The organism is Streptosporangium sp. CA-115845, assembly GCF_050943795.1.
Taxonomy (GTDB): Bacteria; Actinomycetota; Actinomycetes; order Streptosporangiales; family Streptosporangiaceae; genus Streptosporangium.
Window position 1 is genome coordinate 6135563 of the sequence record NZ_CP191988.1, and the last position, 22837, is coordinate 6158399.

10 protein-coding genes are annotated in these 22837 nt (G+C 68.8%); 3 read left to right on the forward strand and 7 right to left on the reverse strand.

Translation table 11 applies throughout. The annotated features are described in order from the left end of the window. Positions 1 to 18: 18 nt before the first annotated feature. Entirely contained in the window at positions 19 to 9762 is a 9744-nt protein-coding gene (locus ACQP0P_RS29745) for a type I polyketide synthase (RefSeq protein WP_433360615.1), read from the reverse strand. 31 nt (positions 9763 to 9793) lie between these two features. Next, a complete protein-coding gene (locus ACQP0P_RS29750; protein ID WP_433360618.1) occupies positions 9794 to 12868 on the reverse strand; it encodes a type I polyketide synthase in 3075 nt (1024 codons plus the stop codon). A 954-nt stretch (positions 12869 to 13822) separates the two neighbouring features. On the opposite strand from ACQP0P_RS29750, the gene ACQP0P_RS29755 reads away from it, so the two are divergent. Together ACQP0P_RS29755 and ACQP0P_RS29760 are read left to right on the forward strand one after the other, a co-directional pair. Next, a complete protein-coding gene (locus ACQP0P_RS29755; protein ID WP_433360621.1) occupies positions 13823 to 14038 on the forward strand; it encodes a Scr1 family TA system antitoxin-like transcriptional regulator in 216 nt (71 codons plus the stop codon). 170 nt (positions 14039 to 14208) lie between these two features. Further along, positions 14209 to 14652 (forward strand): NUDIX hydrolase, encoded by a 444-nt coding sequence (locus tag ACQP0P_RS29760; protein WP_433360624.1) that lies wholly within the window; start codon positions 14209 to 14211, stop codon positions 14650 to 14652. 43 nt (positions 14653 to 14695) lie between these two features. Here ACQP0P_RS29760 and ACQP0P_RS29765 read toward each other — a convergent pair whose 3' ends face one another. Together ACQP0P_RS29765 and ACQP0P_RS29770 are read right to left on the reverse strand one after the other, a co-directional pair. Then, the gene (locus tag ACQP0P_RS29765) at positions 14696 to 15223 is read right to left on the reverse strand and encodes a hypothetical protein (RefSeq protein WP_433360627.1); all 528 of its coding nucleotides are present in this window, start codon (positions 15221 to 15223) and stop codon (positions 14696 to 14698) included. 76 nt (positions 15224 to 15299) lie between these two features. Continuing rightward, positions 15300 to 16619, reverse strand: coding sequence for an RNA-guided endonuclease InsQ/TnpB family protein (locus ACQP0P_RS29770; RefSeq protein WP_433360630.1), 1320 nt, complete (start codon positions 16617 to 16619; stop codon positions 15300 to 15302). A gap of 23 nt (positions 16620 to 16642) precedes the next feature. Here ACQP0P_RS29770 and tnpA point away from each other — a divergent pair, with 23 nt between their 5' ends. Further along, on the forward strand, positions 16643 to 17071 hold the full coding sequence (gene tnpA, locus ACQP0P_RS29775) for an IS200/IS605 family transposase (protein WP_433360634.1): 429 nt from the start codon (positions 16643 to 16645) through the stop codon (positions 17069 to 17071). Between the two features lie 26 nt (positions 17072 to 17097). Here the strand turns inward: tnpA and ACQP0P_RS29780 are convergent, their stop codons facing one another. The 3 genes from ACQP0P_RS29780 to ACQP0P_RS29790 all read right to left on the reverse strand — a co-directional run bounded on the left by ACQP0P_RS29780 (position 17098) and on the right by ACQP0P_RS29790 (position 22505). Further along, entirely contained in the window at positions 17098 to 18141 is a 1044-nt protein-coding gene (locus ACQP0P_RS29780; RefSeq protein WP_433360637.1) for a glycosyltransferase family 39 protein, read from the reverse strand. A gap of 607 nt (positions 18142 to 18748) precedes the next feature. Beyond that, on the reverse strand, positions 18749 to 21190 hold the full coding sequence (locus tag ACQP0P_RS29785) for a hypothetical protein (RefSeq protein WP_433360640.1): 2442 nt from the start codon (positions 21188 to 21190) through the stop codon (positions 18749 to 18751). After that, positions 21183 to 22505, reverse strand: coding sequence for a DUF4407 domain-containing protein (locus tag ACQP0P_RS29790; protein WP_433360643.1), 1323 nt, complete (start codon positions 22503 to 22505; stop codon positions 21183 to 21185). Before ACQP0P_RS29790 ends, ACQP0P_RS29785 begins: the two co-directional genes overlap by 8 nt. Positions 22506 to 22837 lie beyond the last annotated feature (332 nt).

Here is a 22837-nt window from a genome sequence, read left to right on the forward strand (position 1 = left end):
CCTTGGTCGCCGGGCTGTTCAGGGGTTGCCGAGCTCGCGATCGATGAGGTCGAAGATCTCCATGTCGGTCGCCGACTCGAGGTCGTCGTCGACGGAGACGGAGGTGACTTCGTCCTGGGCGGCGCCGCCGAATCTGGCCGCCAGTGCGGCCAGGCGGCGCTGGACGTGACCGCGGTCCGGGCCGTCGGCCGGCATCGCCGCGACGGCCGCCTCCAGCCGGTCGAGATCGTCGAACACCGTGGACGGTCCTTCCAGCTCCGTACAGAGATAGCGGACGAGGGCGGCCGGGCTGGGATGGTCGAACACGAGAGTGACCGGCAACTTCAAACCCGTCGCCGCACCCAGCCGGTTACGTAGGTCCACCGCGCTCAGCGACCCGAGGCCCAGATCCTTGAAGGGCCGCTCGGCATCGATCGCGTCCCGCGTCGCGTGCCCGAGTACGGCGGCGGCATGCTCGGTGACGAGCGCCAGCACCTCGGCTTCCCGCTCGGCGGGCAGCGACCTGGCCAGCCGATCCGCCCAGGACTCCCCGGTGGACGGCGCGGCCGGCGCGTCGCCGTCGGCACGTGCCTCCTCGATGGCGGCGAGCAGCGGCCGGGACCTGGCAGAGGCGAACACCGGCGCGAAGACCGCCCAGTCGACGTTGGCCACCGTCACGCACGTCTCGTCCTCCGTCAGGATCTGCGCCAGGGCGGTGAGTGCCAGTTCGGGCGGCAGGGTCGGCAGTCCCTGGCGGCGCAGGTGCGCCTCGTCCACCTCCTCGGGCATGCGCTCGCTTGCCCAGACGCCCCAGGCGATCGAGGTGGTGGCTCTGCCCCGCGCCCGCCGATGCTCGGCGAAGGCGTCCAGGTAGGCATTGCCCACCGCGTACGCGGCGTGGTCGCCGCTCCCCCACAACCCCGCCACGGAGGAGAAGCAGATGAAATGGTCGAGCTGGTCGGGATCGAGGAGCTCGTCCAGATACCGGGCACCGCGGATCTTGGCCGCCGCCACGGTGCCGAGTTCGGCGACCGTGACGTCGGCGAGCGGGGCCAGCCGGGTGGCGGTGGCAGCATGCACCACCGTCCGCACGGTCTGCCCGTCGGCGTCGAGCCGGGCCAGCAGGCCGGCCACCGCGTCCCGGTGGGCCACGTCGCAGGCCACGGCGCTCGTACGGGTGCCCATCGCGGTCAGTTCGGCCACCAGTTGGGCGGCCCCTGGGGCGTCCGGGCCCCGGCGGCTGACCAGGACGACGTGCTCGGCACCCTGCCCGGCCAGCCAGCGGGCTATGTACGGGGCGATGGAGCCGGTGCCGCCGATGAGCAGCGCCGTACCGCGTAGCCGAACCTCGGCGGCGGGGCTTCCCGCGAGCGGGGCGCGGATGAGCCGCCGGACGTACACCCCTGCGGACCGCACCGCGGCCTGATCCTCCTCGCCGAGCCCCGCCAGTACGGCGCAGACCCGCTCGTACGCGGCCTCGTCGGGGTCTTCCGGCAGGTCGATGAGGCCGCCCCACAGCTCTGGGTGCTCCAGCGCCGCCACCCGTCCCAGACCCCAGACGGTCGCCTGCGCCGGGTTGCGCAGCGTGTCGTCCGGCCCGGCTGCGACGGCTCCGCTGGTGAGCGACCACAACGGGGCCCTGCTTCCGGCCGCCGCCATCGTCTGGATCAGTTCCAGCGTGGCCGCCGCACCGCCGGGCACGCCGTCCTGCCCGGCCCGTTCGTCAAGGGCGAGCAGCGACAGCACGCCTGCGGGCTCCGCCGCCAGCGCCGCCGTGAGCGCGGCCCGGTCAGGACTGACCGACGTCATCGGGAGGGCGCCGAATCTCTTCAGCGCCTGTACGGCCGCCTCCACCGTCGCGTCGCCGGTGTGGCTCTCCGGCACGACGACCAGCCAGGAGCCAGAGAGCGCGGGAGGTGGGGATTCGGCGTGCTGCCAGGTGACGCGATAGCGCCATCTGTCCAGCATGGAACGGGTGTGGTGGCGGTCGCGCCAGCTCGCGAGCGCGGGCAGGACCGAGCTGAGCGGTGGGTCACCCTCCAGGTGGAGCCTGCGGGTGAGACCGTCGAGGTCGCCGCCTTCGACGGCCCGCCAGAGCTCGGTGTCCGCGTGGTCCTGGCGGGTGGGCTCCAGCCAGTAGCGCCGGCGCTGGAACGGATACGTCGGCACATCGACCGGCACCCCCCTCACCCCAGGCCACTCAACCGGCACCCCACGAACGAACGCCTCACCCACCGACAACAAGAACCGATCCAGCCCACCCTCATCACGACGCAACGTCCCCACCGCACCATCGATATGCACCCCCAGCACCGGATGCGGACTCACCTCAACAAAAACCCCCAGACCAGCAGCCCGCGCCGCCTCCACCGCAGCAGCGAACCGCACCCGCTGCCGCAGATTCACATACCAGTAATCACCATCCAAACCACCGGTATCAATCAACCCACCCGTCACCGAGGAAAAGAACGACACCTCCGACCGGCGCGGCGACACCGCCAACGCCCGAACCTCAGCCTCGACCTCCTCCACCGCAGCACCATGCGAGGCATAATCCACCGCGATCCGCCGCCCCCACACCCCCTCACCCGCACACAACTCCAAAAACCGCTCAACACCCCGCACCGGCCCCGACACCACCGTCGCCGCCACACCATTGACCGCCGCCACCGACACCCCCGCGAAACCCCCCTCCCCCAGCCGCCGCTCCACCCACTCCACCGACTGCGACACCGACGCCATCGCACCCCGGCCCGCCAACCGCCCCAACACCCGGCTACGCAACGCCACCACCCGCGCACCGTCCTCCACCGACAACGCACCACCCACCACAGCAGCCGCGATCTCCCCCTGCGAATGCCCCACCACCCCCGCCGGAACAACCCCCACCGAACGCCACAACTCCGCCAACGCCACCATCACCGCCCACAACACCGGCTGAACCACCTCGGCCCGCTCCGGCACCACCCCCGACCGCAACACCCCCTCCACATCCACAACACCAAACTCCCTCAACGCCTCAGCACACTCACCCAACCGCCGCGCGAACACCGGCGACGCATCCAGCAACGCCACCCCCATCCCCGCCCACTGCGACCCCTGACCAGGAAAAACGAACACCACACGCCCATCACCCCCCGCCACCCCCCGCACCACACCCGACGCCTCACGACCCTCGACGAGCGCGGCGAGCCCGGCCATCAGCGCGCCACGATCCGCGCCCACGACGGCGGCACGGTGCTCCAGCACGCTACGACCGGTCGCCAACGTGTGCGCCACGTCCCGAGCGCTCACCTCCGGACGCTCCTCCAGATAGGACAGCAAGCGCTGCCCCTGCACCCGCAGCGCCTCAGGACCACGCGCCGACAGCACCAGCGGCACCACCCCGGGCTCGTCCACCACGGGCTCCTCAACCGGCGGCGCCTCCTCCAAGATCACATGCGCGTTGGTGCCACTGATCCCGAACGACGACACCCCCGCCCGCCTCGGCCGACCACCCACCACCCACGGCCGCTCCTCGGTCAACAACGACACCGCACCCGAGGACCAGTCCACATGCGATGACGGCTGCTCCACGTGCAACGTGCGCGGCAGCAGGCCGTGTTGCATCGCCAACACCATCTTGATCACACCGGCAACCCCCGCCGCCGCCTGCGCATGACCAAGATTCGACTTCACCGACCCCAACCACAACGGCCCGACCCGATCCCGCCCATAAACCGAAAGCAACGCCTGCGCCTCGATCGGATCCCCCAGCGCCGTCCCCGTCCCATGCGCCTCCACCACATCCACATCACCCGGAACCAGACCCGCATCCGCCAACGCCTGACCGATCACCCGCTCCTGCGAAGGACCGTTCGGAGCCGTCAACCCATTCGACGCCCCATCCTGATTGACCGCACTACCACGGAAAACAGCCAGCACCCGATGGCCGTTACGCCTGGCATCCGACAGCCGCTCCAGCACCAACACCCCGACACCCTCCGACCACCCCGTCCCATCCGCCCCCTCCGCGAACGACTTACACCGCCCATCGACCGCCAACCCCCCCTGACGACTGAACTCCACGAACACCCCGGCCGACGACATCACCGTCACCCCACCCACCAGCGCCAGCGAACACTCCCCGCTCCGCAACGCCCGCGCCGCCAGATGCATCGCCACCAACGACGACGAACACGCCGTATCCACCGTCACGGCCGGACCCTCCAGGCCGAACGTGTAGGCGATCCGCCCGGACAGCACGCTGGCCGCGCCACCGGTCAGCAGGTACCCGTCCGCGCCGGTGCCGACCTGGTCGGTGCGGGGGCCGTACTCCTGGTGCATGGCGCCGACGAACACCCCCGCGTCCTTGCCACGCAGGGACTCCGCGTCGATCCCGGCCCGCTCGAACGCCTCCCACGACGTCTCCAGCAACAACCGCTGCTGCGGATCCATCGCCAACGCCTCACGCGGCGAAATCCCGAAAAACCCGGCATCAAAATCGGCGGCATCACTCAGGAAACCGCCGAACCGGGTATCGGACGACCGGCCCGACCCGGCGTCGGCCAACGCGGCCAGATCCCAGCCCCGGTCGGTCGGGAAGTCCCCGACGACCTCCCCATCCGAAGCCACGAGCTCCCACAGATCCTCCGGCGAGCCCACCCCACCCGGATACCGGCACGCCATCCCCACGATGACGATCGGGTCGTCGGCGGAGTGCGCCTCCTCCCGCACCGGCACGGCCGGTGCCGCGGCCGTGCTCCCCGACAGCTCCTCGCGCAGCCGTCGCGCGACCGCCTCCGGCGTCGGGTGGTCGAACACGACCGTGGTGGGCAGCGCGACGCCGGTGACGCTGTTCAGCGTGTTACGCAGGCGCACGGCCAGCAGGGAGTCGAAGCCGAGCTCTCTGAAGGTCCGTCGCGGCTCGATGGCGCTGCCGTCGGCATGCCCCAGGACGGTGGCGACCTGTGCGCGTACCAGGTCGAGCAGCACCCGATCCCAGTCGGCCTCCGGCGTCCCTGCCAGCTTCTGCCACAACGTCCCTTCCGTTCCGGTGGACGGGCGGCGCCTGGCCGTACGGCGTGCCAGGTCGCGCAGCAGCGGCGGCACCGGATCCGTGGCCCTGCGGGCGTCCAGGTGGGCGGGCACCAGCAACGCGGCCGACGGAGCGGCGAGGGCGGCGTCGAGCAGCGCGAGACCATCCCGCGTCGGCATGAACGTGACGCCCGCCTCCCGCCACCAGCCGAGCTCGACGGTCCGCAGGCCTCCGGTCAGGGCGCTGCGCTGTTCCCACAGCCCCCATGCCAGGGAGATCGCGGGAAGTCCAAGAGAGCGGCGGTAGGCGGCGAGCGCGTCGAGGTAGGCGTTCGCCGCCGCGTAGTTGGCCTGGCCGGCCGCGCCCAGCACGCCCGACATCGACGAGAACAGGACGAACGCCGACAGGTCGAGGTCCCGCGTCAGCTCGTGCAGATGCCAGGCGGCCAGCGCCTTTGGCCGCAGTACCCGGTCGACCCGCTCGGGCCGCAACGCCTCGACCACGCCGTCGTCGAGCACGGCGGCGGCATGCACGACACCCCGCAGCGGCCGATCGGCGGGCATTCCGGCCAGCACGGCTGCCAGCGCGTTCCGGTCCGCCACGTCACACGCTGCCACCGTCACGTCCGCGCCCGCCGCCTCCAACTCGGCGATCAGCCCGCCCATGCCCGGCGCGTCCTTGCCACGCCGGCCCACCAGCAGCAGCCGGCGGACGCCGTACCGGGCCACGAGGTGCCGCGCCACCTCTCCGCCCAGGGTTCCGGTCCCCCCGGTGATCAGTACCGTCCCCTCCGGGTCGAACGCCGTGGTCTTCAGCGCCGTGGTGTTCTCCGCGTGGGTCAGGCGCGGCGCGCGGAGCCGGCCGCCACGGAGGGCGAGCTGGGGTTCACCGGACGCCACGGCCAGGAGTGCCGTTTCCGCCACGTTCTCCAGGTCGTCCACGTCGAGCAGCACGAACCGGCCAGGGTGCTCGGACTGGGCCGAACGTACCAGCCCCCAGACCGGCGCCTGACCAGGGTTGATCTCCTCGTCGCCGGTGTCCGTCGCCACAGCCTGGCGAGTCACCACCACCAGAGGCGAGCTCCCGCCTTCGGCCAGCCATTCCTGGACCCGCGCCAGCGCCCACCGCGCCGCGTTCCCGGGATCATCCCAGCCCTCGGGGCACATCACCGTCGTCGGATGTGCCGCCGCCAGGTCGGGGACGTCGCCGATCTCGGTCCAGCCGACCTGGAACAACGAGTCGTGCCGGGTCGTCCTGAACCGCCCCCGCGAGGCGGCCCGCATCGCCAGGGCGTCCACCGAGACCACCGGCCGCCCCTGGTCGTCGGTCGCCTCCAGGCGGATGGCGCCGTCACGGCCTGGTCGGAGCCGTACCCTCAAGATCGAGGCGCCGGTCCCGTACACGCGCACACCACTCCAGGCGAACGGCAACAGGATCTCATCCGGTCCGGCAGCCGGGGTGAGCGCGCCCAGCCCGATCACGTGCAGGGTTCCGTCCAGCAACGCAGGATGTACGGCGAAGCCTCGTACCTCCGCCTCCTCCGGCAGGACCACCTCGGCGTACACCTCGTTCCCACGCCGCCAGGCCGCCCGCACTCCCTGGAAGGCCGGCCCGTAGTCGTACCCCTGCAGGGCGAGCCGGTCGTAGAGGTCCGCCACCTCGATCCGCCGCGCCTCCGGTGGCGGCCAGGCAGCCGGCCCTTCGACAACGCCCACGCTGCCCGCGTCGGAGCCGACGACCACGCCGGTGGCGTGGCTGGTCCACGGGACATCGTCCTTGGCGTCCTCGGGTCGTGAGTGAACGGCCACGGTGCGGCGTCCCGCCTCGTCCTGGGGCCCGGTGACGACTTGGAGCCGGACGCCGCCCTGCTCGGGCAGGGTCAGCGGCGCGTGCAGGGTGAGTTCCTCGATCTGGTCACCGACCTGGAGTGCGAGTTCCACGAACGCCGTTCCCGGCAGCAGCGCCTCGCCCCACACCGCGTGGTCGGCCAGCCAGGGATGGGTATCGGACGAGATCCGCCCCGTCCAGGTGGACCCGCCGTCGGCGGTGTCCAGGGTGGCGCCGAGGAATGGGTGGTCGGCGAAGCTCAGGCCGAGGTGCCGGACGTCGGTCCGTGATGGCTGCGTCTTCAGCCAGTAGCGCCGGCGCTGGAACGGATACGTCGGCACATCGACCGGCACCCCCCTCACCCCAGGCCACTCAACCGGCACCCCACGAACGAACGCCTCACCCACCGACAACAAGAACCGATCCAGCCCACCCTCATCACGACGCAACGTCCCCACCGCACCATCGATATGCACCCCCAGCACCGGATGCGGACTCACCTCAACAAAACCCCCCAGACCAGCAGCCCGCGCCGCCTCCACCGCAGCAGCGAACCGCACCCGCTGCCGCAGATTCACATACCAGTAATCACCATCCAAACCACCGGTATCAATCAACCCACCCGTCACCGAGGAAAAGAACGACACCTCCGACCGGCGCGGCGACACCGCCAACGCCCGAACCTCAGCCTCGACCTCCTCCACCGCAGCACCATGCGAGGCATAATCCACCGCGATCCGCCGCCCCCACACCCCCTCACCCGCACACAACTCCAAAAACCGCTCAACACCCCGCACCGGCCCCGACACCACCGTCGCCGCCACACCATTGACCGCCGCCACCGACACCCCCGCGAAACCCCCCTCCCCCAGCCGCCGCTCCACCCACTCCACCGACTGCGACACCGACGCCATCGCACCCCGGCCCGCCAACCGCCCCAACACCCGGCTACGCAACGCCACCACCCGCGCACCGTCCTCCACCGACAACGCACCACCCACCACAGCAGCCGCGATCTCCCCCTGCGAATGCCCCACCACCCCCGCCGGAACAACCCCCACCGAACGCCACAACTCCGCCAACGCCACCATCACCGCCCACAACACCGGCTGAACCACCTCGGCCCGCTCCGGCACCACCCCCGACCGCAACACCCCCTCCACATCCACAACACCAAACTCCCTCAACGCCTCAGCACACTCACCCAACCGCCGCGCGAACACCGGCGACGCATCCAGCAACGCCACCCCCATCCCCGCCCACTGCGACCCCTGACCAGGAAAAACGAACACCACACGCCCATCACCCCCCGCCACCCCCCGCACCACACCCGACGCCTCACGACCCTCCGCCAGGGCCCGCAACCCCTCCACGCCGTCCATCACCACGGCCCGATGCTCGAACACCGACCGACGCGCCAGTTCCGCCGCCACCCGGGCCGGGCCATGCGCTCGCACAACCGGTACCAGCCGCGCCGCCTGATCGCGCAGTGCCTCGGCGGTCTTGGCCGACAGCACCACCGGCACCGGTCCGGCAGCCTCGACCACCGGCTCCTCAACCGGCGGCGCCTCCTCCAGGATCACGTGCGCGTTGGTACCACTGATCCCGAACGACGACACCCCCGCCCGCCTCGGCCGACCACCCACCACCCACGGCCGCTGTTCGGTCAGCAGTTCCACCGCACCCGAGGACCAATCCACATGCGATGACGGCGCGTCCACATGCAACGTCCGCGGCAACACCCCATGCCGCATCGCCAACACCATCTTGATCACACCGGCAACCCCCGCCGCCGCCTGCGCATGACCAAGATTCGACTTCACCGACCCCAACCACAACGGCCCGACCCGATCACGACCGTAGGCGGCCAGCAACGCCTGCGCCTCGATCGGATCCCCCAGCGCCGTCCCCGTCCCATGCGCCTCCACCACATCCACATCACCCGGAACCAGACCCGCATCCGCCAACGCCTGACCGATCACCCGCTCCTGCGAAGGACCGTTCGGAGCCGTCAACCCATTCGACGCCCCATCCTGATTGACCGCACTACCACGGAAAACAGCCAGCACCCGATGGCCGTTACGCCTGGCATCCGACAGCCGCTCCAGCACCAACACCCCGACACCCTCCGACCACCCCGTCCCATCCGCCCCCTCCGCGAACGACTTACACCGCCCATCGACCGCCAACCCCCCCTGACGACTGAACTCCACGAACATCCCCGGGTTCGCCATGACGGTGACGCCCCCTGCCAACGCCAGCGTGCACTCACCGCGGCGCAGCGACTGAACGGCCAGGTGCATCGCCACCAACGACGACGAACACGCCGTGTCCACCGTCACCGCCGGGCCCTCCAACCCGAACGCGTACGCCACACGGCCCGACGCGACGCTTGGCGTCGTCCCCGTCAGCATGTGGCCTTCGAACCCCTCGGGCGCCGCGTGCAGAGGAGCGGCGTAGTCCTGCGGGACGGCGCCGACGAAGACGCCCGTACGGGTGGCACGCAACGTACGTGGATCGATCCCGGCCCGCTCGAACGCCTCCCACGACGTCTCCAGCAACAACCGCTGCTGCGGATCCATCGCCAACGCCTCACGCGGCGAAATCCCGAAAAACCCGGCATCAAACTGCGCCGCGTCATACAAGAACCCGCCCTCACGAACATACGAACACCCCGACCGCTCAGGATCCGGATCGAACAACGCCCCCAGATCCCAGCCCCGATCCGTCGGAAAACCCCCGATCGCATCCCCACCCGAAGCCACGAGCTCCCACAGATCCTCAGGCGAGCCCACCCCACCCGGATACCGGCACGCCATCCCCACGATCGCGATCGGCTCGCGGTCGCGCTCTTCCGCCTCCCGCAGCCGCTGCCGGGTCTCGTGCAACTCGACGGTCACCCGCCGCAGATACTCCACCAGCTGGTCGTTGTCCGTCATCCGCCCGCCCCCGAGTCCGTCCCGCCGTGGCTCATCCGAGTTCCCCGTCGATGAAGCTGAGAAGTTCGTCCACCGAAGCCGTTCGCAGCCGCCCGGCGACCTCGTCCGCCGGTGGCGTCTCCGCCTGCGATGGCGCCTGCGCCCACGCCGCCATCCGGTCGGCCAGCGCCGCCAGACGAGCGGCGACCTCCGCACGCTCCCCCTCGTTGGCAGGTGGAGCGTTGAGCGCGTCGGCCAGCCGGTCGAGCATCGTGCTCAGCGGGTTGGGCGGCCGCAGTTCCGAGCGCAGGTGCTCGGCCAGGCGCGCGGGCGTGGGATGGTTGAACACCACGGCGACCGGCAGGCGCAGACCGGTGGCGGCGGCGAGCCGGCTGCACAGCTCGACCGTCAGCGGCGAGTCGAACCCGAGTTCCGCGAACGTCGACGTCATGTCCACCGCGCCCGGGTCGTGGTGCCCGAGCGACGCCGCCACCTGCGTCCGCACCAGCTCGACCGGATCCGGGGGCGTCTCATCGACAACCCGTGCGACCTCGGCCCGCTGCCTCACAGGCGAATCCGCGACGCGCTCGCTCGTGTCCAGCCAGTGCCGTTGCCGCTGGAAGGCGTAGGTGGGCAGGTCGACCACCCGGGCGTCGGTCCCCGCGAAGCAGCGGTCCCAGGCGGCCATGCCCCCGGCGACGTACGCCTCGGACAGCGAGGTGAGGAAGCGGTCCAGCCCACCCTCACCCCGGCGCAGCGTTCCCAGTACCGCCGCCTCCGGCACGGTGTCCCGCACTCCTCCGGTAAGGACCGGGTTCGGGCTGACCTCGATGAAAACCCCGCAGCCGGTCGTCCGTATGGTCTGTGCGAAGCTGACCTGGTGCCGCAGGTTCCGATACCAGTACTCGGCGGTCAACTCCTCGCCGGCCAACCGGCCTCCCGTGACCGTCGAGTGGAACGGCACCCGGGTGGCGACGGGACGAATCGGGGCGAGTGCCTCCAGCATCTCCGCGCGGATGGCCTCGACCTGGTGCGAGTGCGAGGCGTAGTCGACCGCCACCCGGCGAGTGCGCACCCCCTCGGCGTCGTATCGCTCCTGCAGCGCCATGAGCGCGTCGAGGTCGCCTGACACCACGGTCGAGCCGGGCCCGTTCACGGCGGCGATCGTCAGGCCATCGGGCAGTCGCCTCATGACGTCCTCGACCGGGAGCACGATCGAGAGCATCCCGCCACGGTGGGCGAGTCTCATCAGCAGCCGGCTGCGCAGGGCGACGATGCGCGCGGCGTCGGGCAGGGTGAGCGCGCCCGCGACGTAGGCGGCGGCGACCTCTCCCTGGCTGTGCCCGACGACCGCCGATGGCCGTACCCCGAAGGACTTCCACAGGGTGGCGAGCGACACCATCACCGCGAACAGTGCGGGCTGCACAAGATCGGAGTGCTCCAACGTGGCCGGGTCGTCGAGGGCGTCCAGCAACGGCCGGTCAAGGTAGGGCGCGAAGGCATCGGCACATTCGTGCATGTGCTCGCGGAAGACCGGCGAGCTCTCCAGAAGAGGAACCGCCATACCCGTCCACTGCGATCCCTGCCCAGGGAATATGAACGCGACCCCGTCCCGGCGTCCGGCGCCGCCTTCCACGAGTCCGGGGGCGGGCTGTCCGGCGGCGAGGGCGGCAAGTCCGCGCTCGAACCCGGCGCGGTCGGTGGAGAGGAGTACGGCCCGGTGGTCGAAGGCGGTCCGCGTCGTGGCAAGGGAGAGGCCGATATCGAGGTCGCGAGCCGGGTACTCGTGCAGCTGGTCGAGAAGTCGTCGTGCCTGGTCGCGGAGCGCTTCTCGGCTCCGTCCTGACAGTACCCAGGGAACCGGCCGGGACGATGCGTCCGCGCCGGGCCGGGGATCCGGTGGCGCGGGATGAGGGGCGGGCGGTTCCGCGAGGACGAGATGGCAGTTCGTGCCTCCCATCCCGAACGAGCTCACCCCCGCGATCAGCGGAAGGTGTGGCTCCGGCCACGGCCCCGTCTCGGTCTGGACGCGTAGTCCCAGCTCGTCCAGCGGGATGCGCGGGTGGGGATGCTCGAAGTGGAGGCTGGGGACAAGATTCCTGTTCCTGATGCACAGGACCGTCTTGATCAGGCCCGCTATCCCGGCGGCCCCTTCGAGATGCCCGATGCCGGTCTTGACCGATCCGACCCGTAACGCGCCCGGATCGCCTCGGCCGAAGATCGTCCTTAACGCCATGGCTTCTATGGGATCGCCCACGAAGGTCCCGGTGCCGTGTAACTCGACATACTGCACCTCGGCGGCCCGGACCCCGGCCGAGGCGTGCGCCCACCGGATGGCATCCTCCTGCGCCTCCTGGTCAGGGGTGGTGAACGTCTCGCCCCCACCGTCGTTGTTGACCGCGCTGCCGAGGATCACACAGTGGATCCGGTCACCGTCGGCGAGTGCCGTCTCGAGCGGCTTGAGCACGACCACTCCGCCGCCCTCGCCACGCGCGTAGCCGTCGGCCTCGGCGTCGAAGGTGGCGGACCGGCCACTGGGCGACAGCCCGCCGAACGCCGCCGACGTGGCGGCGCTGCCCGGATCGAGCACCAGGTTCACCCCGCCCGCCAGAGCCACATCACACTCACCGCGTAACAGGCTCTCGGCCGCGAGATGAACGGCGACCAGCGACGACGACTGTCCCGTGTCCACTACCAGGCTGGGGCCCCGTAACCGGAGGAAGTAGGAGATCCGGTTCGCAAGCATCCCGCGGTGCAGACCGCTCATCTCGTACGGCGACCTGGGACCTGCGGCATAGCGCTGAGCGAGCGCGGCGTAGTCGTCCCACATCGCACCGACGAAGACACCGGTACGGCTGCCCTGGCATCGTTCGGGCACCGCCCGGGCATCCTCCAGCGCTTCCCAGCTCAGTTCGAGGAGCAGCCGCTGGCGCGGATCCATGGTTGCGGCCTGCCGGGCCGAGATGCCGAAGAACGCAGCGTCGAACCGGTCGACGTGGGCCAGCCAGCCGCCCCGCAGCGTGTACGCCGGCGCGTCGGCGAAGCCCGGCTCATCGTCCCGTCGTTCGCCCGGCATGTCCGCCACAGCGTCCGTGCCATCGCGTAACACCTTCCAGAAGGCTGCCATGTCTGCTGCCTGCGGAAAGCGGCAGGCCACGCCGATGACCGCTATCTTGCCTTGTCCCCCGTAACCAGCCACCAGAGAGCGATCTCCCCCTCAAGGCAATGAGTGCGAGCGACACATCCCACTCTCGCAGGACATGTCGGGCTCATCCTAAGCAGCTTCGTGATCAACTCCGCAAGAGATTTTGGCGATCAACTAAGCCCCACGATGTGACATCCGCAACTCCGCACCCTTCTCACACGCACGCGGCGCGAGAGGTATTATCGCCAGCCCCATCCGCCTTATCACACATTCTGTGACGGGAAGACGCCGCGCCACTCGCAGGCCCTCCGCCCTCGACCCCGCATCAGCGTGATTACAGAACGCGACAATCGTTCACGAGTCCCCTGTCAACATCTGCATTTCCGGCAATCAATGCGCCTGAAAAAAGCTTCATCAGCCCGCTCTTCTGGAAAGAGCAGCCATCACGCTAAGGATGACACTTTGTTACGACCCATGTAGGGCGTTGCACGGCCATTTCGTGGGCCTTCCCGACATTCGGCCACGGCCACGTTGACCGAACCCCGCACCTCTGGCTGCGGTCCGTCCTGCCGCGGCGGACGAAATCATCGTGGTTCCGGGGAGGAACGAACGGCAATGCAAAATGCGCTGGGCGGCGTCTTGCGACTGCCGGTGATGACACCCGTTGAGGCGATGAGACTCGCCTGCCCTCCGAACGTGGTGTCCGGACCGCCACTCTCGATGACTCCGCCGACCCCGTTCACCCTCGGATAACTGGATCTCTACCTGGATGCGCCATGGCCGTCACCATATGGATTCACCTGGCGAATTACCGGCGGGTGACACTCGTGCGGTGCAGCAATGCGACTGCTCGGCGGTTACTCGTGCACGTTCGATTTGCCGTAAAACTCGGACCCCAATGCCGCTCTCACCCGTCGGGCCGGTTCAGCGGAGACCATGCGTGATCAGTACGCCAAGCTCGTCGAATTCGCCGACCGAGACAACATCATGATCCAGGTGTTGCCGTTCAACGCAGAGTTCCATCCCGCCACCGCTAGGGCGTTCGCCATCATGGAATTCCATGAACCTTACGACCCTAATGTGGTTCACCCCGAAAACATGACAAGTATCCTTTATGCGGCACATTGCCATGCACACTGGTACGCAGGGTGACCAGAGCCGCCCCTCTCTGCCGGACCTCGGCGGGACACGGGACGGACCAAAGTGCCTGACGCCGAAACCTCCCTTCCAAAGGTGAACAGCCGCCCGTGCCGTACGGAAATCCCGCCTCCCCGGGGCCCGGATGCGGATCGCGTCACCGGGTCGGTGGCACAATGGGCCCCATGCCTGACGTGCCGAGTGTTCGCGCCGTCCTCCTCGACGACGACCGGCTGGTGGTCTTCCGGCGTACGGTCCCCGGTAAGGAGCTCTACTGGTCCGTCCCCGGCGGCCATGTCGAGCCCGAGGACGCCTCGCTGGAGCACACCCTGCACCGCGAGGTCATGGAGGAGCTGGGCGCCGTGGTCTCCGGCGTCACCCCGCTGACCACCCTGGAATGCGTGCGCGACGAGGGGATCAAGACCCAGCACGTCTACGGCTGCCGCCTGGTCTCGATGGATCTCGCCCTGCGCTGCGGCCCGGAGTTCGACGATCCCGCCCGTGGCCACTACGAGGTGGTGCGGCTCCCGCTCGACCCGGCCGAGATCTCCGCCATCAACCTCGTCCCCCCGGAGCTCGGCACCTACCTCGCGGGCACCGTCACCCTGCTGCCCGGCCTGATCTCCTGACCTTCCCGTCCACCGGGGCCCGCCGAGGTCATCTCGAACGGCCTCACCGGCTCGCGCCGGGCGAGGCAGTGGCACCGCAGCAGGCCGGCCTGCGGACATAGAGGCCGATCCACGAATACCCGAAATCATCGGTGGATCTCAGCTCGAAGTCACGGTTGCCCATGAGGGCGAGATAGCGCTCGTCGTCCTCCAGGAAGGCGCTGTTCTGGCGCTTCCTCCCGCCGGTGACCACCCAGACGCGCTCGACGCCGTCCAGGGCGGCCGTGAACTGCGCGGCGGTTCTCGGCGCGACCTGGCCGGGAGCGTAGGTGAGATCGCGCAGGTTCCGGTACGCGTCCCCGTACACGGCGGCGAACAGGCGCCAGTTCTCCTTCACGTACAGCACGGCGTCACCGGGTCGCTGCTCGGCCAGCAGCGTGGCCGCCATGCTCCGCAGATCGTCGGGGCGGGTGTCCGGCTCGCGGATCGTCAGGTGCGCCGGAACGGTCAGCGCCGCGACGAGGACCAGTCCGGCCCCGGCCGACGCCCGGGGCCGCAGGGCGTCCAGGCCCGCCCCCGCGAGCAGCGCCATGGCGGGAACGGCGAAGAGCAGGTATCTCGGACTTTGACGTGCTCCTCCACATAAATGTGGAGGATTCCTGTGCTGCTTACGCAGCAGCTCGCAGCGCGGGTGCGGGCGAGACTGTGGAACAGGATGCTTGACGCTTCACAGGCCCCGGTATCCCGGAGTCTCCACGCCCTGTGACCGCCCGTCCGGCGGCAGAGTTGTACCGATGAAGCTGGTTTCGGGCGGCGTTGGTATCGGCGTTGCCGATCCATCCGCACGCCACGTTCTTGCACGCGAACCGCGACTGCGTTTCGCGTGATCCCGCGGTGGTGGTGTGACAGCGGTGACACTCTTGGCTGGTGCCGTGCGGGCGGACCCTGGCGACCAGACCGCCACGATCGGCGCTCTTGTAGGTCAGCAACTCCACCGCTCGGCCCCACGCCTCGCCCGCGATCGAGCGATTCAGGCCCCGCTTTTGGGCGACGTTGACCCCCGGCTCCTCCACGGTCCCACACGCCGAGGCCATCATGGTGGTGATTTTCAGGTCTTCGACCACGATCGCGCTGAATCGCCGCGCGAGATCGGTCGTGCTCTGATGTTGCCAGTCGACGGCTCGGCGCTTGGCTGTCGCGCGGAGCCGGGCGATCTGGTCGTAGGTGCGGCGTTCCCGGTTGGAGACCGGGTCGCCTTTCTCGCGGGTGGCACGCTGACGGGCGCTTTTGCGCTCCAGACGCAAGAGCCGCTCGCTCTGCCCGCCGGTGAGCCATAGGCCGTGCCGAAGATGTTGCCCGGTGGACAGGGCCAGGGGGACCGTGATGCCCCGGTCGATGCCGACCTTCGGCCCGGTGTGCGCGACGGGGGCCGATACGAGCAGCTCGATACGGAAGACGATGTTCCACCCGTGGGCTTCTTTCACCAGGCGAGCCCCGGTGACTCTGCCCGGCGGTCCGCCCTTGGTGATGCCGGGCAGGTCTTTTGTCCACCGGAACCTCACCCGTCCGACCTTGGGCAGACTCACCGCGCCCCACCTGCGGTTGATCCGGCTGATCTGCAGGTCGCGGGCCTGGGGGACGTCCACGGCCATCCGGGATCGGGACCGAAACCGGCTCTTGAACGTCGGGCGCTTGGCCGGGTGGTCGGGGTTGAAGAAGTTCGCCCACGCCTGCCGGTAGGTTTTCAGTACGGCTTGCGCGGCCTGAGCGGGGAGTTGCCCCATCCACTCGATCTCGCGGCGTGCTTTTCGAATCGCCGCGTCGCACTCCTTCGGTGACGCGAACCGGCCCTGGCGGAAGGTCGTGAACTCATGGAGCACGTTCCACAAGGCGCGCGCGGTGTGGGCTTGACCGTCCAAAACGGCCATCTGGGCCGGATTGAGGTCGAGTCGCGCCACGTGCGCACGAGCCCGCTTCACCTTCTCCACACACTGATCATATCGTTTGGTTTATGTCACCGCGATGGAATCCGAACCCCGATGTGAGAACGGGACGACATGTCGTCTACAACCTCCACGCCCATTTGGTGTTCGTGACAAAGTACCGGCGTGGGGTGTTCACCGACGAGATGCTGATCCGCTGCGAGGAACTCATGCGCGAGGTATGCGCCGATTTCGAGGTCGAGCTGCGCGAGTTCAACGGCGAGCACGACCACGTCCACCTGCTGGTCCACTACCCGCCCAAGGTCGCCCTGTCCAAACTTGTCAACTCGCTGAAGGGGGTCTCGGCTCGGATGCTTCGTAAGGAATACAGCACACACGTCCGCGAATACCTCTGGGGCGGACATTTCTGGTCTGGCTCCTACTTCGCCGGGTCGGTCGGCGGGGCGCCGCTCACCGTGCTCAAACAGTACATCGAGCAGCAGAAACGACCTGTGTGAGTGAAGCTGCCGACAAATCCGAAAGGTCAGGGCACGCTCGCGCCCTGGCGGGCACTCCCGCGTGGGCCTTCACCCCCGGCGTGAACGCCAGAGCACTGGCCCACATTCTGGTAGACCGGATGGATCTGCGAGATCGCCATGGACAGCAACGGCAGCAGCGCCCAGGGCAGCGCGACCCCGGTCAGCCGCCCGCCGGAGATCGCCCCGAAGATCACGAGGGCGGCCAGGGGCAGCACCAGCCACGTGTTGCCCGCGATCTCCTTCCCGAACCTGGCGACGTCGACGAACTCCGGCGATCGCAACCACGACAGCTGGGCCTCGCGCTGACCGGCCGCGAGAAGCGCGAGCGGGACGATCCCGGCCCCGGCCACCGTCAGCGCCCCGGCGAACCGCGCGATCCCTGGGCGGGACGCGGTCACCGACGAGGAATCATGACGAGGCGACAGCACCGGCGCGATGCCTTGGCGGGACGCCTCGGTGGACGAGACGTCATCGCGGCGGTGCCACACCGCCACCGTCACCGCGTGCGCGACGACCAGGAGCAGGGCGTAGACGTGCAGCCAGCCGAGCAGCACCAGGCAGGCCGCGTAGCCCAGGTACCACCGGCGGCTCGATCGTCGCGTCGCCTCGATGAGCACCCAGGTCGCCAGCACGGCCACCGCCGTCACGATGGCGTAGCTCCGGGTCTCCTGGGCGTACCGGCTCACCATCGGCAGCGCGGCGTAGCACAGTCCGGCCAGCAGGCCCGCCCTCGGAGTGGCGAGCCTCCCGCCCAGAACCGCGATGCCGTACGCGGCGGCGGCCGTGGCGAGGACCGAGGGCAGGCGCATGGCCGGCTCTCCGGTCGAGATCGCGGCGACCGGCCGGAGCATGAGGTAGTAGAGCGCGTGCACCCGGTCGATGCTGTCGAGCAGGTTCCACAGGTCGCCGACGGGCATCGCGGCGGCCAGCACGCTGACCGACTCGTCCCGCCAGAACGAGGGGGTGGCGATGCCCCAGAGGCTGATCACCGTCGCCACCACCGCCGGGATCACCTCCGGCAGGCGGGTTCGGCCACGTGGCCGAACCATGACTTTTTCCACAACACCCATCACATCGTGCTATTTCACACTATGATCAGCATGATGCGATGACTGGGCGGGGTCGGACCGTGGCGGAGGACTCCCCGCGAAGATTCCCGAGGATCCGGCGGTTCACCCGCGTGACATCCAAAACGGCGAGGGCCAGCCTCAGCGGAGGTTGCGAACACGCTGCGGGGAAACCGAGATTGTCGGGTCTGCCTTCCTAATGCCAGGACCAAGGTGGATCTGTACGTCCGGTGCGGAACATCGCTAAGTTCGCCCCCGCTGCCTCGCATGGCTTTCGGCAGGCCGCGCCCTGCCGACGCCAGGCCGGAGCCGCCCGACCGCCGCCCCCGGCCGGCGGTCGGGCGGGAGTGAGCTCTTGGCGCCCGCCGGGTGCGCAGGCCCATGCCTCCTTGGGCCGGCAGAGCAGGCCCTGCTCCAGGTACCGCCCCAGCCGGGCAGACTGCGCCGGGCTCGACCGGGGAAGCGACGGCGGACCCGTGGACCTGATCCCGGACCCCGAACAGGTCTAGGCGGTCCTGCGCCACCCCGGTTACGTACGGATCCGCGGGAGCCGGACGGTGGGATCCCTCCAGGCTGCCCGACATAGGGCTCATGGGAGGTTGAGCCCGAGCCTGATCCGCCGGACCGCCGCCCGGCAACTCTCCGCCGATACGCCAAGCTCGCGACGCGCCGCTGCGAGCTCGACGTACGGCCCGGTCGAGTCCGGGGCCGGGTCGCGGGTTCCGGCGGAGTCGAAACAGCGGTCCTTGAACGCGTCGCAGATGGTCATGCCGAGAAAGGCGAACGCCGACAACTCAGCGATGGCCATTTTGATCGGTGATTCATCTGGAGCGCTCATGGACGGCTGCTCGGATGACAGGTCGGCCAGCTCCTTCAATGCGGGCAGGAGTTCGGCGAGACCGGCGTCCGGCTCGAAGAATCGGGCGAGCAGGCGCAGCCGGTCGAGGACCGCTCCCCATTCCGCGCTGGCGGACAGCCTGGCGATCAGGCCGCGGGTGCCGGTGATCGCCCCCTGCACCTCCTCTCGGATGAGCCGGTCGGCGATTTCCGAGAGCCACAACTCGTACTCGTGTTCTATGTTGATCTCGACGAGCCGGCGTGCCACCCGGATGAGTTCGCGGGGCAGGCCACCGGACAGCGCCACGCCGAGCCACACGAATGAATCGGTGAATCCCGGGACGCGTCGTTGCAGGAGCTGCCGGGAGAGCTCGAACGGCATCGGTTCCAGCGAGACGATCTCGTCGAAGGCGTTCTCGATGTGAGAATGCCCGGTGATGACCCGGCGGGCGAGCGCGGCGCCGAGCTCGTCGGCGACGGCGATGAGGAAGTGGCAGGGCACTGACGCGAAGACCGCCTTGATCTCGCTGAGGAATCGGGTGGCCTCCTCCGCTGTACCGATCCGGTCGACTTCGTCGATGCAGATCAGCACCCTGCGCCCACGAGCCTGCTCGGCCTTGGTGACCGCCTCCAGAAACCGGCACAGATGTCCAACCAGTTCCGGCATGGTCCAGGGCAGGGCCTTCGTCGCGACACTGCGGTTGAACCCGGCCTGCAGGACGGGCAGGGCGCCGCCGGCCTGCACCGTCGCCGTCTGTTCGGCCTGCAGGCGCTGATAGTGCCGCCTGGCCTCCGTGACCAGTTCCGGCTCGGACGGCCAGGAGAGCCGCCGCCAGTTCCGCTTCGGGACAGCAGCGAAGATGAGGAAGAGCAGTGAGATCTGGACGAACAGCCGGTGACCGGCCCACCAGGACGCGAACCATTCTCGTAATTCGCGTAGGCCCTCGTCCACGCTAGCGGCCGCGATGGCGGCCATGTGGGACAGCTCGGTGGTGAGCGTCCAGATCAGGACACCGGTGAACAGGCAGGCCAGCATCATGCGCACGATCGGCCCGGTGGCCCCGCTCAGGTAGCGGAAGAGGTTCTTGCGCCTTTTCAGCATCGTGGGGCGTTCGACGGTGAACCCCTGGTCGGCGATGTACGCGGCGCACAGGCGCTGGAAGAGCTCGATGAGGAACTCTTTCGGCACGTACTGCGTGGGCGCCGACACCAAGACCGAGAACTGCGACTCGCCCGCGCACAGGCGCCGTAACAAGGTCGTCTTTCCGGAGCCGCGCAGCCCTGACACGGCGATGCTGGCGCCATCCGATCGGCGCAGGGCCTCTTGGGCACGGTGAATTGCCCGTGTGGGCACCAGCAGCCCCGCATGATAGATCGCGCGCAGCCGCGTGGTGTCCTGGACGAGCAGCCGTTTGTCCAGCTGGGGTTGCAGGAGCCGGTTGATCGTCTGGATGAGCTCGGGCATGACCGCGTTCTCGCAGGCGTCTTCGAGCCAGCGCCGACGTGCGCGCCCGGCTCGGCTCTCCAGGCCGGGGGCTGCGGGGAGCAGCAGATACATCTTCATGGTCATACGCAGTGGGCGGCCGGTGTGGTCCAGACTGAGAATCCACGCGAGGCCGAGAAACGCGCCCATGAGGAGGACCGAAGCGAACGAGAAGGGCAGCCCGAACATTGGTGGCACCGCCAGCAAGGCCAGGCCCGTCACGAAGCACGAGGCGGCGAACAGGTGTTTCGGGAGGCTGCCTGTGGTGCGGGCGGCGCGTAAGGACAGACCGGCCGACGGTACGACTGCGATGGCCACGACCTGGCATGCCAGCAGCACGAGATCGGCCCACGAGGTGACGAGCAGTGAGAGTGCGGCGACCAGAAGGACAGTCGTCCTCGTGGACATGAACCGCCGGACGGCCGCGAGGCTGAACCCGGCGGTGAGTTCCTCGAAGTCCGCCTTCGCCCGCGTGGCGGCATTGGCGAGTTCGGCGAACTCGGCGTAGCTGTCCAGGGCCGTCGAGTCTCGGAAGGCCCTGTCCCTGCTGCTGCTCGTGAGTACCTGAGCCCAGTCCACGAGCTGCTGTGCGGCCATGTCATGTGGCGATTTTCGATCGACGTAGAAGCGAATGCGGGGATCGTCCCGGCAGCTGCCGGCCAGCTCGTCCCAGGGGAACAGTCCGGGACCCGCTGTCTCGAGATCAGCCATGGCCGCCGCCGCCCTGCGGGGGGCGTACCACCTGGTCGTCCGGGGAGGGCGAGGTACGCGCGTCCTTCATGCCACGTAACGCTTGGTCCTCGACGTCCTCCTCCTCCGGACGAAGGATGTCGGGAGGAGGCTGTGGTGGATGCCGGGACCCGTACGATTCGCGATTCCAGACCTCTTCAAGGCTGACCTTGCCGGAGGCCTCGCCCAGCGCCGTCTCGGCGGACAGGAACCGCTCGCGCGCCATGAGGAACTCGCGATGTTCGATGATCGCGAGGATTTTCTCGTAGGTGCCCGGCCTCTGCATGAGCTTGACGATCACAGGCAGGCACTCGACCAATACCAGGGACAGGAAGAGCAGGAGCAGGGCGAGGCTCAGAGAGGTGTTCGTGCCTGATATCTCATTCAGTGCCGTGAGCCGGAGGAGCAGGCCGTCCGGGTTCTGGTTCTGCGCATCGAACTGGGCGCGCAGGGCGTTCTGCTGTCGCAGATGCCGGTCCAGTTGCTCCTGATATCCCGGCAGGTCCGCCTGGGCCTGTGCGAGCCGGGCTCGCCTCGCGCTCTCACTGCTCGCGGTGAGAGCGCGAGTGCGGTCCACGATCTGCGTGTTGAGCTTTTCGATCTCTTGCCGGGCGGCCCTGTAGCTCTGCTCGGCGGCCTGCGCCTGCGAGCCATTCCCCTTTATCGCCTTTGGACACTGCGATCCGCCGTAGAGTTGGCACTGCCACCTGTCGTAGGACGTGTTCGCCTGGCGCTGCGCTGCGTCCCTCTGGGTGCTCAACGTCTTGACAGTCGGATCCTTGGCTGGATCGAGCGCGACATCACCCCTCGATTCGATCACTTTGTGGAGATCGTTGATGATCTTGGTCAGGCGGGAGATTTCCGTGCCGACGTCTCCACGGGCGAGCTGCTGATCAAATGTGTTCGCGCGCTCCAGCTTGATCTGGACGATCTGCGTGTCGATTTCCGGCTTGAAGATGTACAGGACCAGCGGAGTGGAGATCACTATCCCCAGGAGAAGGGACATCGCCAACCTGGGCAGTGCGAGCCAGAGCCGTCCCGGACCGTCCGTGTTGATGGAGCCGATCAACCACCGATCCAGCGACATGATGCTCAGCCCCCACCCGAGGCCGAAGATCACGGCAAGGACGAGGTTGACGCCAAGCAGCGAAGCCAGCGTGAAAGTCATGGAGACGCAGGCCAGGGTGCTCGTGATGAGCAGCGCAGAGCCGAGCCCCGCGAACTTGCCGGTTTCGGTGGGACATCTCTCGAGAACATCGCGCCGGGCGCCGGACAGGAAGATCAGGAGCCGCAGCATCGCCGCCCTTCCCCATCGCTGTGAGCCGCTCGGCATGGCGATTTTAGGCCAATCCTCCGCCTCGAGGTGAGATCATGCGGAAAGCGACCTATGGCCACATGCGATTGCGGCTGCTCGACACTCATGAGCCGCTTTGATGGGAGCGCGATTTGACACGGTATGACGGGAAGCCGCTGCGCGAGGCGCTCGCCACCGCCGTCGCGAAGCTCACCCACGGCAAGTCGCTCACCGTGTTAGAGGTCACCTCTCTTGGACCTGTGACATTTCAGATCGACATTGATGATTCGGGTGTTCTGCGGGTATCTCGGCACCCGGTTGGCGACTGGAATGCC

Excerpts from the sequence above, each read along its gene's own strand:
- ACQP0P_RS29745 (WP_433360615.1), bottom strand. The coding sequence starts at position 9,762 with ATGACGGACAACGACCAGCTGGTGGAGTATCTGCGGCGGGTGACCGTC.
- ACQP0P_RS29750 (WP_433360618.1), bottom strand. The coding sequence starts at position 12,868 with ATGGCAGCCTTCTGGAAGGTGTTACGCGATGGCACGGACGCTGTGGCG.
- ACQP0P_RS29755 (WP_433360621.1), top strand. The coding sequence starts at position 13,823 with ATGCGTGATCAGTACGCCAAGCTCGTCGAATTCGCCGACCGAGACAAC.
- ACQP0P_RS29760 (WP_433360624.1), top strand. The coding sequence starts at position 14,209 with ATGCCTGACGTGCCGAGTGTTCGCGCCGTCCTCCTCGACGACGACCGG.
- ACQP0P_RS29765 (WP_433360627.1), bottom strand. The coding sequence starts at position 15,223 with ATGGCGCTGCTCGCGGGGGCGGGCCTGGACGCCCTGCGGCCCCGGGCG.
- tnpA (WP_433360634.1), top strand. The coding sequence starts at position 16,643 with ATGTCACCGCGATGGAATCCGAACCCCGATGTGAGAACGGGACGACAT.
- ACQP0P_RS29780 (WP_433360637.1), bottom strand. The coding sequence starts at position 18,141 with ATGGTTCGGCCACGTGGCCGAACCCGCCTGCCGGAGGTGATCCCGGCG.
- ACQP0P_RS29785 (WP_433360640.1), bottom strand. The coding sequence starts at position 21,190 with ATGGCTGATCTCGAGACAGCGGGTCCCGGACTGTTCCCCTGGGACGAG.
- ACQP0P_RS29790 (WP_433360643.1), bottom strand. The coding sequence starts at position 22,505 with ATGCTGCGGCTCCTGATCTTCCTGTCCGGCGCCCGGCGCGATGTTCTC.